The organism is Mesorhizobium sp. P2_C4 (assembly GCF_056404575.1).
The window spans coordinates 213,132-224,963 of record NZ_JBFUDT010000005.1; the positions used below are offsets into that span (position 1 = coordinate 213,132).

16 protein-coding genes are annotated in these 11,832 nt (G+C 62.5%); 11 read left to right on the forward strand and 5 right to left on the reverse strand.

Annotation, left to right across the window (positions count from 1 at the left end):
• Positions 1–222: 222 nt before the first annotated feature.
• From blh to AC1DX6_RS21220, 6 genes are all read left to right on the forward strand, one after another.
• Positions 223–1,524 (forward strand): bifunctional sulfur transferase/dioxygenase Blh, encoded by a 1,302-nt coding sequence (blh, locus tag AC1DX6_RS21195; protein WP_477316894.1) that lies wholly within the window; start codon positions 223–225, stop codon positions 1,522–1,524.
• A gap of 2 nt (positions 1,525–1,526) precedes the next feature.
• Positions 1,527–1,853, forward strand: a complete 327-nt coding sequence (gene bigR / locus AC1DX6_RS21200; protein ID WP_477316896.1) for a sulfite-sensing transcriptional repressor BigR — start codon at positions 1,527–1,529, stop codon at positions 1,851–1,853.
• Complete coding sequence (locus AC1DX6_RS21205) at positions 1,850–2,257, forward strand: YeeE/YedE family protein (RefSeq protein WP_477316898.1); 408 nt, start codon at positions 1,850–1,852, stop codon at positions 2,255–2,257. Before bigR ends, AC1DX6_RS21205 begins: the two co-directional genes overlap by 4 nt.
• On the forward strand, positions 2,254–2,712 hold the full coding sequence (locus AC1DX6_RS21210) for a DUF6691 family protein (RefSeq protein WP_477316900.1): 459 nt from the start codon (positions 2,254–2,256) through the stop codon (positions 2,710–2,712). The genes AC1DX6_RS21205 and AC1DX6_RS21210 overlap by 4 nt, the downstream gene beginning before the upstream one ends.
• Entirely contained in the window at positions 2,709–3,491 is a 783-nt protein-coding gene (locus AC1DX6_RS21215; RefSeq protein WP_477316902.1) for a sulfite exporter TauE/SafE family protein, read from the forward strand. The genes AC1DX6_RS21210 and AC1DX6_RS21215 overlap by 4 nt, the downstream gene beginning before the upstream one ends.
• Positions 3,492–3,728: 237 nt before the next feature.
• Positions 3,729–4,121 carry a hypothetical protein gene (locus AC1DX6_RS21220; protein ID WP_477316904.1) on the forward strand — a complete coding sequence of 131 codons (393 nt, stop codon included), beginning with the start codon at positions 3,729–3,731 and terminating at the stop codon, positions 4,119–4,121.
• 52 nt (positions 4,122–4,173) lie between these two features.
• Here the strand turns inward: AC1DX6_RS21220 and AC1DX6_RS21225 are convergent, their stop codons facing one another.
• Entirely contained in the window at positions 4,174–5,019 is an 846-nt protein-coding gene (locus AC1DX6_RS21225; RefSeq protein ID WP_477316906.1) for a LysR family transcriptional regulator, read from the reverse strand.
• A 173-nt stretch (positions 5,020–5,192) separates the two neighbouring features.
• On the opposite strand from AC1DX6_RS21225, the gene AC1DX6_RS21230 reads away from it, so the two are divergent.
• The 4 genes from AC1DX6_RS21230 to AC1DX6_RS21245 all read left to right on the forward strand — a co-directional run bounded on the left by AC1DX6_RS21230 (position 5,193) and on the right by AC1DX6_RS21245 (position 8,632).
• Positions 5,193–6,278, forward strand: coding sequence for an amidohydrolase family protein (locus AC1DX6_RS21230; protein WP_477316908.1), 1,086 nt, complete (start codon positions 5,193–5,195; stop codon positions 6,276–6,278).
• Positions 6,278–6,661 (forward strand): Rieske (2Fe-2S) protein, encoded by a 384-nt coding sequence (locus AC1DX6_RS21235; protein ID WP_477316910.1) that lies wholly within the window; start codon positions 6,278–6,280, stop codon positions 6,659–6,661. The genes AC1DX6_RS21230 and AC1DX6_RS21235 overlap by 1 nt, the downstream gene beginning before the upstream one ends.
• Positions 6,662–6,684: 23 nt before the next feature.
• A complete protein-coding gene (locus tag AC1DX6_RS21240) occupies positions 6,685–7,308 on the forward strand; it encodes an HD domain-containing protein (protein WP_477316912.1) in 624 nt (207 codons plus the stop codon).
• Positions 7,309–7,669: 361 nt separating this feature from the next.
• A complete protein-coding gene (locus AC1DX6_RS21245) occupies positions 7,670–8,632 on the forward strand; it encodes a prohibitin family protein (protein ID WP_477316914.1) in 963 nt (320 codons plus the stop codon).
• A gap of 14 nt (positions 8,633–8,646) precedes the next feature.
• Here AC1DX6_RS21245 and AC1DX6_RS21250 read toward each other — a convergent pair whose 3' ends face one another.
• Together AC1DX6_RS21250 and AC1DX6_RS21255 are read right to left on the reverse strand one after the other, a co-directional pair.
• Complete coding sequence (locus AC1DX6_RS21250; protein ID WP_477316916.1) at positions 8,647–9,012, reverse strand: VOC family protein; 366 nt, start codon at positions 9,010–9,012, stop codon at positions 8,647–8,649.
• Positions 9,013–9,098: 86 nt separating this feature from the next.
• Complete coding sequence (locus AC1DX6_RS21255) at positions 9,099–9,665, reverse strand: RBBP9/YdeN family alpha/beta hydrolase (RefSeq protein WP_477316918.1); 567 nt, start codon at positions 9,663–9,665, stop codon at positions 9,099–9,101.
• A gap of 113 nt (positions 9,666–9,778) precedes the next feature.
• Between AC1DX6_RS21255 and AC1DX6_RS21260 the strand changes: the two genes are divergently transcribed.
• Entirely contained in the window at positions 9,779–10,252 is a 474-nt protein-coding gene (locus AC1DX6_RS21260; RefSeq protein WP_477316920.1) for an Lrp/AsnC family transcriptional regulator, read from the forward strand.
• A gap of 10 nt (positions 10,253–10,262) precedes the next feature.
• Here the strand turns inward: AC1DX6_RS21260 and AC1DX6_RS21265 are convergent, their stop codons facing one another.
• Complete coding sequence (locus AC1DX6_RS21265; protein ID WP_477317160.1) at positions 10,263–10,829, reverse strand: DUF4238 domain-containing protein; 567 nt, start codon at positions 10,827–10,829, stop codon at positions 10,263–10,265.
• Between the two features lie 69 nt (positions 10,830–10,898).
• Positions 10,899–11,243: a DUF4238 domain-containing protein gene (locus tag AC1DX6_RS21270; RefSeq protein WP_477316922.1), complete on the reverse strand. Its 345-nt coding sequence runs from the start codon at positions 11,241–11,243 to the stop codon at positions 10,899–10,901.
• Between the last annotated feature and the right edge of the window lie 589 nt (positions 11,244–11,832).

Here is an 11,832-nt window from a genome sequence, read left to right on the forward strand (position 1 = left end):
GTCCGGAATTGCGTCAAAACAAAGAGATAGAGCGGTTCTTCGTTTCCGTGAAACGATGAAACGCTCTAGAGCCGTCTTTTCGCACGAACACGGCGCACGCTCCCGACTCTATCCAGTCGCAGCCCTGCAGCGCTGTGGGTGGCTTGGCGAAGGCTGTTGACTTCCAATCATTATACATTATATGCAATCGTATATTGAGAGACCATAAAAGGAAACGAGGTCATGCAGCCCGTCAGGATCACCGACAAGCTCTCGGTCATGGGGCAGCCTCCGCTCGGGGCTTTTCCGCTGTTGGCCGCGCAGGGCTTTGCGGCCATCATCAACAACAGGCCTGACGGCGAGGAGATCGGCCAGCCCGCTTCCGCCGCCGAACAGGCGGCGGCCGGCGAGGCCGGCCTTGCCTATGTCCATATCCCTGTTACCGGCGCGACCATCACGACCGCCGATGTGCGGGCTTTCCAGGAGGCGATCGCCGCTGCCGAGGGATCGGTGCTCGCCCATTGCAAGAGCGGCACGCGCGCCCTGACGCTCCATGTCATCGGTGAAGTGCTGGACGGGCGGATGGACGCGCAGGATGTGCGCGCCTTCGGCGACGTGCATGGCTTCAATCTCGCCGGCGCCGAGGCCTGGCTCGCTGCGCATTCGCCTGTTGCGCGGCCCGCTGTCTGGGGCCTGTTCGACCAGCGCAGCTCCAGCATCCAGTATGTCGTGTCCGACCCGACGACGAAGCTGTGCGCCATCGTCGATCCGGTGCTCGACTTCGACGAAAAGTCCGGCGCGACGGGCACCGGGAATGCCGATGCCATCCTTGCCTATGTCGCGGACAATGGCCTGACGGTCCAGTGGATCCTCGACACCCATCCGCACGCCGATCATCTGTCGGCCGCGTTCTACCTGAAGGGCAGGACGGGTGCGCCGACCGCGATAGGTGCCCGCGTCGTCGACGTCCAGCGTCTCTGGAAGGGCATCTACAACTGGCCGACGCTGTCGGTGGACGGCTCGCAGTGGGACCGGCTGTTCGCCGATGGCGATCGCTTCAAGGTCGGTTCGATCGACGCTTATGTGCTGTTCTCGCCGGGCCATACGCTGGCGTCCGTCACCTATGTGATCGGTGACGCGGCCTTTGTGCACGACACGCTGTTCATGCCGGACAGCGGCACGGCGCGGGCGGATTTCCCCGGCGGCAGCGCGAAGGCGCTGTGGGGATCGATCCAGCGGATCCTGGCGCTGCCGGATGAAACGCGTCTGTTCACCGGCCACGATTACCAGCCGGGCGGCCGCGAGCCGCGCTGGGAATGCACGGTGGCCGGGCAGAAGCGATCGAACCCGCACATCGCCGGGGTCGACGAGGCGGCCTTCATCGCGCTTCGCCAGGCGCGCGACCGCACGCTGCCGATGCCCAAGCTCATCCTGCATGCCCTGCAGGTGAATGTGCGCGGCGGGCGCCTGCCGGAGCCGGAAGACAATGGCCGGCGCTACCTGAAATTTCCGCTCGATGCGCTCGCCGGCGCGGCGTGGGGTTGATCATGGCGATATCATCCGCAATCACCCGCGCCGACATGGAAGGCAAGGCAGGGGAGGTGGCCGGCCTGTTGCGGACCCTTTCCCATCCCGCCCGGCTGATGATCGTCTGTACGCTGGTCGAAGGCGAATATTCCGTCGGCCAGCTCGAGGAGGAACTCGGCATCCACCAGCCGTCGCTGTCGCAGCAGCTTACCGTGCTGCGCGATGCCGGCATCGTCGAGACGCGGCGCGAGGCCAAGCAGATTTTCTATCGCCTGACGGAGGCCAAGGCCGCACGCCTCGTCGAAGCGCTCTACACCATCTTCTGCGCGCAGCCGGCGACGCCATGATGTCTTACTGGCCTTCGCTTTTCGGCGGCATGCTCATTGGCCTCTCGGCCAGCCTGCTGCTGCTTCTCAATGGCCGCATCGCCGGCGTCAGCGGCATTGTCGGCCGGCTGCTGTTGGCGCGCGCCTCGACGAACGCGGCCTTTGTCGTGGGCCTGCTCATCGGCCCGCTGCTGTTCCTGGCCGGTTTCGGCCACTGGCCGTCCGTGACGATCAACGCCTCGCTGCCGATGATTGCCGCCGCCGGCCTGCTGGTCGGGGTCGGCTCGCGCATGGGCTCGGGCTGCACCAGCGGCCACGGCGTTGCCGGCCTCGCCCGCCTGTCACTTCGCTCTTTCGTTGCGGTGCTGACCTTCCTGTCGGCCGGGGTCGCGACCGTTACCCTGATGAGGATCGCCGGACTATGAGTCTCAAGACATTGCGTTTTCTTGCCGCCCTCGTCTCGGGCGCGGTCTTCGGTTTCGGCCTGTCGCTTTCCGGCATGCTCGATCCCGCCCGCGTGAAGGGCTTCCTCGATGTCGCGGGCGACTGGGACCCCAGCCTCGCCTTCGTGCTCACTGGGGCCGTCGCCGTGGCGATGCTTGGCACGTGGCTGTCGCGGCGCATGAAGCGGCCGGTCTTCGACAAGGCTTTCCATCGGCCGTCGGAGAGCAGGATCGACCGGCGGCTGGTCATGGGCTCGGCCCTGTTCGGCATTGGCTGGGGCATGGCCGGTTTCTGTCCCGGCCCTGCACTGGCAAGCCTGACGCTCGGCCTGGCGCCTTCCTTTCTGTTCGTCACCGCGATGATCGTCGGCATGACGGTCCATGACCGCCTCATCGCCCGCCTCGACAAGCGATTGCTCGCAGGCCGGCCGTCATGACCGGTCCCATCCTCGAGGCCATCGGCTCCGGCAGCCTCGTCGGCTTCACGCTTGGCCTGATCGGCGGCGGCGGCTCGATCCTGGCGACGCCGCTGCTGCTCTATGTCGTCGGTGTCTCCAGTCCCCACATCGCGATCGGGACGGGCGCGCTTGCGGTCTCCGTCAACGCCTATGCCAACCTGCTCGGCCATGCGCGCAGGGGCCATGTCTGGTGGCGCTGCGCCATTGTCTTCGCCCTTGTCGGCACGGTTGGCGCGCTGGCCGGCTCGACGCTCGGCAAGGCCATGGATGGCCAGCGTCTGCTCTTCCTGTTCGGCCTGCTAATGACGGCGGTGGGCGCCTTGATGCTCAGGCCGCGCAGCGCCCAGGCATCTGGCATCCGGAAGGCGGACCGCCGCATGTGCGCGGCGACGGCCGGTGTCGCGGTGGTTTCCGGCGCGGCTTCCGGCTTCTTCGGCATAGGCGGCGGCTTCCTCATCGTGCCCGGGCTGATCCTCGCTACGCGCATGCCGACCATCAATGCCGTCGGGTCCTCGCTTCTGGCCGTCGGCACCTTCGGCCTTGCCACCGCGGCAAACTATGCGCTGTCCGGAATGGTCGACTGGGTGGTTGTGATCGAGTTTATTGGCGGCGGCATTCTTGGCGGCTTGCTCGGCATGATGCTCGCCACGCGGCTGGCCGGACAGAAGGACACCCTTAGCCGAATCTTCGCCGCCCTGATCTTTGTCGTCGCCGCCTATGTGCTTTACCGCAGCGGCAGCCAGCTGTTCGGCTGGTAGAAGATCCACCCGGATACGCCTTCGAACATCTCGGGTGCCGCCAGACACAGCAGGCCCGCCGCCCTTCATGTCGACTGGGCCTGAGCATCGCGCGGCCGCGCCGCTCGACAGGAGTCACCGACAAAAAATAAGCAACTGCTAAAATTGATACGACCCGTTTAAGGGCGTCATAATCCGGCCGGGCGGATAAAGCCGAGGCTAGGCACAGTGGCTGGCGTGCCGAAATCGGAGACGACGATGAATAAGTTCCCTCTGCTGGTAACGACCTCGATCGGCTTGCTGGGTGTCTTTATGGCTACCGATGCGTTCGCGACCCAGGTTTCCGACCATGGGGCCGGACCGACGGTCACCATCCCGGATGATGACAGCCAGGACGCGACCACCGCTGGCGAGAACGAACATGTCGCCACGGAAAGTGATGACGACAGCGACGAACACAATGGCGATGGCGTCGACACCGGCGAGCATCACGGCGACCAGGGTGACGATGAGGGCGATCACGAGAGCGGCGAGCACAACAGCGGCGATCACGAGAGCGGCGACCACGACGGCGATCATGCTGGTGGCGATAGCGGCGGCGATGGTGGCGGCGGTGGCGATGGTGGCGGAGATGGCGGGGGTGACGACTGATCCGCCTGCCACCAGGTTCCCAGCGGGAACGACTTTCCCCAGACGGGAAGCCTCAAGCGGTCATCGACTTGAGCGCCTTCAGCAGTCGTAGATGCGTATGCGAATGGTGATGCCTGACATGCACGGCCGAGTAGATCGGATGTGAGATTTTTGGCGCATCGGCAACCGGCTGCACCACGCCCTCCTGCTGCAATTTCGTCGCCACCGTTTCGGTGACGAAAGCCGTGCCGCCCCGGCTTCGCAGCAGGTAGGCGACGGCGCCGCCATTTCCTGTGGACAGCGGGACATGTTCCAGTTCCGGCAGCATCTGCCTGTGGGCGCGGTTGAAAAAGGCGGAATAGTTGGCGCGGATATAGTCCGCCGGCGTGACCGCGTCGAAGGCGACGCCGCGCGTCGACACCATGACGAAATTCTCTTCGGCAATCTGCTCGTAATGCATGTCGGGAAGATGTTGTGGCGAGTAGAGCACCGCCAGATCGAGGCTCCCGGTGGTGAGATCCAGGATCATCTGGTTGGAATAGTCGATCTCGACATAGATCGCCAGTTTGGGCAGCGTCGTCCGCACCCATTCCAGCCAGCCCTCCAGCACGCGCTCATAGAGTTCGAACTGGATGCCGATGCGGATCAGCTGGTCGAACTTGCCGACCGACTGGATCTCGCGGCGGGCATCGACCCATCTGAGCTTGACGGCGCGCGCATGGTCCTCGAAGCGGAGGCCGGCAACGGTCGGCTCCGTCCCGCTCTTGCCACGGATGAACAGCTGTTTGTCGAGCAGCGCCTCTAGCGAACGGATGCGGCTCGAAACGGTCGACTGGGTGATGCCCAGCCGCTCCGCGGTGCGGTTGAAGTTGCGGGTCTCGATCAGGTCGAGGAACGTGTCGAGCAGTTCGATCTGCATCTTGGCCACCCAGCGAAAAAGCTCCGCAATGGCTAGCGCCTTTTGGCCTGGCCCGACAATGGCTAATCGGAATCTTCGATTAACATCCTGCCCCGGATTGCGTTGCCGGATTCCCTGTCGAGGCGCAGGTTTGCAGCGCCTTTCAGACATCCTCCACGGCAGGTCATTCATCCATGTTCATCGTCGACACCGACGTTCACAATTACTGGTCCAGCGCCGAGGTGCTGCTCCCCTATCTCGAACCCTACTGGCGCGATTTCCTGGTGCGCGGCGAAAAACCCGGCCCGACGGGCAGCTTTCCTCACGGCCACCGCCCATGGCTGCATCCGGAGGGCTTTTCGCGGCACGATATCCGCCCGCAGACCGAGGAAGACAACTACCTGATCATGAAGGAGAAGCACCTCGATCTCTACGATATCGACGTGGCAATCCTCACCGCCGACGAGCCGCTGGAAGCCTCGACGCTGGCCAACTACCACTACGCCAACGCGCTGGTGAAAGCCTACAACGACTACATGATCGACTGGTGGCTGCCCAAGGACCGGCGCTTCAAGGGATCGATCATCATTTCGCCGACCGACCCGCACGGTGCCGCCGCCGAGATCCGGCGTCTCGGCGCCCACAAGGATATCGTCCAGGTGCTGGCCAGCCACGGCTCGCAACGCCCTTACGGCGATCCGTTCTATCATCCGATCTTCGAGGCCTGCGCCGAAGTCGGGCTGCCCTTCGCCATCCATTTCGGCGGCCAGGGCGGCGTCAACCACAATGCCATCGCCAGCGGCCCGACGACCTACTACTGGGAAACGCACGCGCTGCTCAGCCAGCCGGCGATGACCCATGTCGTCAGCATGATTTCCAACGGCGTGTTCGAGAAATATCCCGACCTCTACTTCGTCGTCATCGAATGCGGCGTGTCATGGGTGCCTTCGCTGATGTGGCGGCTCGATGCCAACTTCAAGGCGTTGCGCAAGGAGACGCCGTGGCTGAAGATGCTGCCGTCGGAATATTGCCGCCGCAACATCCGCTTCAGCACCCAGCCGCTCGAACAGCCACAAAACGTCCGGCACCTCTGGGAAACGCTGGAGCACATGGATGGCCAGAACACGCTGCTTTTCGCCTCCGACTATCCGCACTGGGATTTCGACGCGCCGACCAACATCCACATTCCGCCCGCCTGGCGCGACAAGGTGATGGGGCTGAATGCGCTGGAGGTCTACAAGCGCATCGAGGCCCCCGTCGCCACAGCGAGGGTCGCGTGATGACGGCCATGGCAGCTGCGCCAGTCCGAGGCCGCACCTTTGCCTGCAAGGTCGCGGAGGTTGCCATCGGGCAACCCAGGATCGTCGCCTTCGGTCGCATCAGCATCGGCATATTCCAGCTCGATGATGGCTATGCCGCCTTGCTCAACATCTGCCCGCACCGGGCCGGGCGGCTTTGCGAAGGGCCGGTATGCGGAACCACCAGACAGACCGACCGGGCGGAGTTCGTCTATGAGCGCTCAGGCGAAATCGTCCGCTGTGCCTGGCACGGCTGGGAGTTCGAGATCAGGTCGGGAAAATGCCTCGTTGACGACAGGCTGAAGGCAAAAACATTTCCGGTCGAGGTCGCCGGCGACGACCTCTATCTAGAGCTCGGCCGCTAGGCGGCGAGCAGAAGGTGACGACAATGGAAACCGTGAAATTCACCCAGATGAAGGATGGCGACCGCGAGGATTATGCTTTCCTGACCGACCATGAGATCGAATACGCCGCCGGCACGGCCGACCGGCTGCTGGCGGCCATGGTCGAGCTCGACAAATCCCTGTCCGGCTACAAGGTGACGCGGCTTGGCCACTCGCTGCAGGCCGCGACGCGGGCCTGGAATGCCGGCGCCGACATCGACTGGGTGGTGTCGGCGCTGCTGCACGATATCGGCGACATCTACGCGCCTTACAATCACGACGAATATGCCGCCGCCATCATCCGGCCGTTCGTGCGCGAGCAATGCGCCTGGGTGGTTGAAAAGCACGGCGACTTCCAGCTCATCTATTACGGCGAGCATGTCGGCGCCAATCCGCACAAGCGCGATGCCTTCCGCGACAGCGCCTATTTCGACGATTGCGCCGAATTCTGCGAGCGATGGGACCAGTCGAGTTTCGATCCGGACTATCCGACCATGCCGTTGGAATTCTTCGCGCCGCTGGTCAGACAGGTCTTTGCCCGCCGGAGCTATGGTCCGGCGGTGACCAAAGCCGGAATGCGCGTGGCGATGTCGGATGATGCGGTCGCTGCCGACCGGGCGAGGGCGTAGCGCCGCATCCATCCTGCAGACGGTGCTGCAACCGGATGAGTTTTCGTGCATTCTTGTGCATGGCCACGATGTTTCGCCCCGACACCCCGGCAAAGTGCTGCTCCTATTGCGGCTCGCGCGACCATGACTACGAGGATTGCCCGAAGCGCAAAGCCGACGCCGAGCGGCAGAAAGAGGAGCGCGCAGGGCAGGATCGGGCCATGACGGACGAACCAGGCAAATCCATAAACCAGTCAGAGCCGTCCCGCTGATCCCCAACGCCAAAAGCTGGCGCGAGAAGTCCGCCATATCCACATGATTGCAATCTTGCCGCCACACTCGTGGTCGATGCATGCTATGGGCAATCAAACGGGGGTGGGCAATGAGCGACACACAAGGCAATTCAAACCGTTTGCCAGGCAAGGTGGCGGCGGTCGCTTCCCGCTCGATCGGCTCCGGCCTGATCGCGCTGGTTGTCATCGCGCTGGCCGTCTTTGCAGTTCTCGGGTCTTGGTACACGATCGACCAGGGCGACCGCGGCGTGCTGTTGACCAATGGCGCGCTGAGTTCGGTCGTCGATCCCGGCCTGCATTTCAAATTGCCGTGGCTGCAGCGGGTCGAGAAGATCAGCCTGCGCCAGCAGGTCATCAAATGGGGCTGCGAAAACGAGAATGATTGCAGCGGCCTGCCGGCCATGCAGGCCTATTCGCGCGACCAGCAGCCCGCCGACATGCGCGTCACCGTGAATTTTCACGTGCCGGCCGCCGAAGTCAGCAACGTCTACACCAATTACGGCTCGATCGAAGCGCTGGCCGACCGCGTCATTGCCAGAAAGGCGCCGCAGGAGATCAAGACCGTGTTCGGCCAGTATGATGCGGTGTCGGTGATCCAGAACCGGGCGAAGTTCAACAAGGATGTTGCTGACGCCATCGCCAAGGTGACCGACGGCCCGGTGATGATCGACAGCGTCCAGGTCGAAAACATCGACTTCTCCGACGCCTACGAACAGGCGGTGGAAGCCAGGATGACGGCGCAGGTCGAAGTCCAGAAGCAGGAACAGAATCTGCAGCAGGAAAAGATCAAGGCCGACATCGCCGTGACCCAGGCCAAGGGCCGCGCCGACAGCGTCAAGGCCGAAGCCGAGGCCAGCGCCTACAAGACCAGGGTCGAAGGCGAGGCGACGGCGGAAGCCATCAAGGCGCGTGCCGCCGCCCTTGCCAACAATCCGCTACTGGTTGAGCTGACCAAGGCCGAGAAATGGGACGGGCAATTGCCGACGTCGATGATCCCGGGCTCGACGGTGCCGTTCCTCGAACTCACCGCGCCGGTCGTTGCGCCGAACTGAGTGAGGCTCGCGAGCTACCTTGGCTCGAACAGCTCGACAACGTTGCCGGATGGGTCTTCGCAAAGAATCTGCCACCCGCCCGGACCTTCGACGATCTCGTTGCGGAACTGCACGCCGGCCTCGCGCATCCCAGTCGCGATTGCCGGCAAGTCCTGAACTTCAAGGACAATGCGGTTCCACCCGCCCGGCTCGGGTGTCCGGCCGTCCGGCATCGGCCTTGCGGCCGACGCCATGGGGCCGGCGAGCCAGAGCGAGAGGTCACCGCGCGTCAGGATGGCCATCGCCGGACCGAATTGCTGCTTCAGCGCGAAGCCAAGATGGCTCGTATAAAACGCGATGGACGCTTCGACATCGCGGACCAGATACCGGACGGACACCATCCGCAGGCTCCCTCACAAACGCCCCTCGCGAGAAATAGCTGGCGGAACAGGTCGCGGCAAGGCGCCGGCGCACGGTTCGCGGGCGCCTACGGTGCGATCGCGTGTTTCTGGCCGGCGGCCTGGCTCTCTCGCTCGAAACCCATCAGCAGTTCCATTCCCGCCGGCCAGTCGCCCAGCCCGCTGTCGCTGTTGATGTGGCCGAGGGCTCCGGCGCTGTGCAATTCACTGCCCCATTGCCTGGCCTTTTCCTGCGCGCAGCCCCGGGGATCGTAGGGATCGTCGGTGCTGGCGACGATCAGCGAGGGAAAGCGGAGCCGCTCGCGTGGCGTGTCGGCGAACGGGCGCCCATAGGCAGGGAAGACTGGCGACGCCGGATCGGGAACCGCGACCAGGAACGCCCCTTTGACATCAAGATCTGAGATCCGCTGCCAGTGCGCCACCAGGAGGCAGCTGAGACTGTGGGCGACGAGGATCGGTGGCGACGTCGCCTGCGACACCGCACGCTCCAGCGCTGCCACCCAGTCGTCGAAATCCGGCAGGTCCCAGCTCGCCGGGCTGAAGCGCCGCATTGCCGGGTTGGCCCGCTGCCAGCGGCTCTGCCAATGGGCCTCGCCCGAGCCACCGCTGCCCGGCAGGATGATGAAGTCGGTCATGAAAGGTCCTGTCTCCTGGTGAACGATGCCGGCCAATTCTAGGTCTTCTCCTCATCCTCGGAATGAGAGATCATCGGAAAGCAACGAAGAATTCCGATGGATTGAAGGTGCGTATGGCAAATGGCGATTACCGGCCGCGGCTCGACCCCACCGACATGGCGATCATCGAGATCATGCAGGAGGATGGCCGCATCGGCATTTCCGAACTCGGCCGCCGGGTCGGCCTGTCCCAGCCCGCCACATCAGAGCGGGTGAAGCGGCTGGAGGAGCGCGGCATCATCTCCGGCTACCGGGCGGTGATCGATCCCGCCGCACTCGGGCTCGGCACCATGGCCATCATCCGTTTGCGCACCACGCATGAGCACATCCAGGCCTGCCTGAAGAAATTCGCCGAAATGCCGCAAGTCCTCGAAGTGCTGCGGGTGACCGGCGAGGATTGTTTTCTGGTCAAGGTCGTCGTCCCGTCGCCGCTCGACCTTGAAAGCATCGTCGACGCCATCGGCCGCTACGGCGCGGTGACGACCAATGTGGTGCTGCGCGCCGAGCCGCCGAAGCGGCTGGGACGCGAATTGATGGCGCGGGCCTGAGGGTCAAAAGTCAGGTTTTTGCGGTGTCCGGGGCCAAGATCGTCATATCGAGAAGGCGTGTCTTTGGCGTATTGCGGTATTGTGGGTTTTCCCGGAAGACCTTTCGCGCGAAATTGAAGTCGCGACGGTTACTGTAAATACCAGCGTGCGCCCAACTGCATTGAAGGTAGTTCAGGTTTTCGACATGCGGTTCTATCGCGCGGATCGCGCTCCCGGTCGTTAGAGCCTGAAACAGCTCATGACTTCTGCGGATAGTAGCCTGAGCCTCAATCAGGTCTGCTGTACCGCCAGGCAAACCGCGAAAAACTGCTGATCTCACCTCGCGATGAACAGTCATCGCAGCACTGTAACGAGCAATGATTTCATCGCTGACGGAACGGGGCGGCATATAGAGGGCGCATTTGGGGGAAATAGGCATGAACGCCTCCACACCCTCAACATCGAAACCAAGGTTGCTGCCATCCTTCGGGTCACGGGTCCGCTGCAACACGACAGGTTGGTCGCCAACGTAAAACACATCATCACTGTCGATCACCATTAGCGCCCAATGTCGCTTCTGGATCAGAGCGGAAAGGATGAACGAGCTATCCCAAAGCCGACTGAAGGCAGGGCCAAATTCCTCTCGCGATGGATTGGTCTCAAGACCTTAATAGAAGGCCTCTGTGCGGAAACTCTGCGCAGCTACGAAGTCCGCAACCCGCCTCCTATCGTCAGGTCCAAGGTTGGCCAGTGATCGCGCCTCAATGATCTCCTGTAGAACCCGAGCTGCCTTGGTTTCGACTTTCCCCAAGCGTTCCTCAAAGGAAACGATTTCGCCGTCTATTTCAAAGTTATTAAAACCGGGGCTAGAGGCGGCATTTTTCGGCGGCGGCTTGCTTATCTTGTCGGTCCTTAGGTCGAGCCGAAATACTCTCCCATCAGTGTCAGAAAACTTCTTCAGAAGTAGTTTTGGAACCCATTGCTGATTGTATCTAGACGATGGCATCGACATTATTTAGCCTTGAGGCGTTCTAATATTTGCTCATAGAGCCCGATTGTCCGTTTCAAATGAGCAATCCAATTTTCGGTTATGTCGACCCAAGATGGCTGTTCAGCCGAACGCGATCCCAGTCTCATCCCTTTATGTTCCAATGGCTCAAGTTGATCGCGTAGAACTTGAAGTTATTTCTCACACTTTGCGAAATAGGCTTCCTTGTTTCCGTTGTCCGACATCTACTTATTCCTTTAAAGAAGTTCACCCACCAGATGATACCGCAGGCAACACCTAATCACTACACTTTCTTCCGCGCGTGCCCCACCGCATTGGCGAACGAATATCGCACTCGATCTCGCGCATCGCCATCGAGGTGATCGTGCGGCGCACGCCGGGCAGGCGGCTGAGTTCTTCGCGCAGCATCAGGGCGTGGAGTATGGACAGGCCGGACTAGTATGCCCGCACCGAAACCCCGGCGATGCGCGACTTACAGCCAAATGCTCGAGCGCGTGATGTTTGATGTGCGCTCCTTCGCGTCGCTCGTCGAGTCGTGACTTTTTCTGGGATGGGTTGAAAAACGGGTGTTGAATCGGTCTATGGTCGGGAC

Bases quoted from the DNA above. Each gene is read 5' to 3' on its own strand.
- blh (WP_477316894.1), top strand. From the start codon at position 223: ATGCAGCCCGTCAGGATCACCGACAAGCTCTCGGTCATGGGGCAGCCT.
- bigR (WP_477316896.1), top strand. From the start codon at position 1,527: ATGGCGATATCATCCGCAATCACCCGCGCCGACATGGAAGGCAAGGCA.
- AC1DX6_RS21205 (WP_477316898.1), top strand. From the start codon at position 1,850: ATGATGTCTTACTGGCCTTCGCTTTTCGGCGGCATGCTCATTGGCCTC.
- AC1DX6_RS21210 (WP_477316900.1), top strand. From the start codon at position 2,254: ATGAGTCTCAAGACATTGCGTTTTCTTGCCGCCCTCGTCTCGGGCGCG.
- AC1DX6_RS21215 (WP_477316902.1), top strand. From the start codon at position 2,709: ATGACCGGTCCCATCCTCGAGGCCATCGGCTCCGGCAGCCTCGTCGGC.
- AC1DX6_RS21220 (WP_477316904.1), top strand. From the start codon at position 3,729: ATGAATAAGTTCCCTCTGCTGGTAACGACCTCGATCGGCTTGCTGGGT.
- AC1DX6_RS21225 (WP_477316906.1), bottom strand. From the start codon at position 5,019: ATGCAGATCGAACTGCTCGACACGTTCCTCGACCTGATCGAGACCCGC.
- AC1DX6_RS21230 (WP_477316908.1), top strand. From the start codon at position 5,193: ATGTTCATCGTCGACACCGACGTTCACAATTACTGGTCCAGCGCCGAG.
- AC1DX6_RS21235 (WP_477316910.1), top strand. From the start codon at position 6,278: ATGACGGCCATGGCAGCTGCGCCAGTCCGAGGCCGCACCTTTGCCTGC.
- AC1DX6_RS21240 (WP_477316912.1), top strand. From the start codon at position 6,685: ATGGAAACCGTGAAATTCACCCAGATGAAGGATGGCGACCGCGAGGAT.
- AC1DX6_RS21245 (WP_477316914.1), top strand. From the start codon at position 7,670: ATGAGCGACACACAAGGCAATTCAAACCGTTTGCCAGGCAAGGTGGCG.
- AC1DX6_RS21250 (WP_477316916.1), bottom strand. From the start codon at position 9,012: ATGGTGTCCGTCCGGTATCTGGTCCGCGATGTCGAAGCGTCCATCGCG.
- AC1DX6_RS21255 (WP_477316918.1), bottom strand. From the start codon at position 9,665: ATGACCGACTTCATCATCCTGCCGGGCAGCGGTGGCTCGGGCGAGGCC.
- AC1DX6_RS21260 (WP_477316920.1), top strand. From the start codon at position 9,779: ATGGCAAATGGCGATTACCGGCCGCGGCTCGACCCCACCGACATGGCG.
- AC1DX6_RS21270 (WP_477316922.1), bottom strand. From the start codon at position 11,243: ATGTCGATGCCATCGTCTAGATACAATCAGCAATGGGTTCCAAAACTA.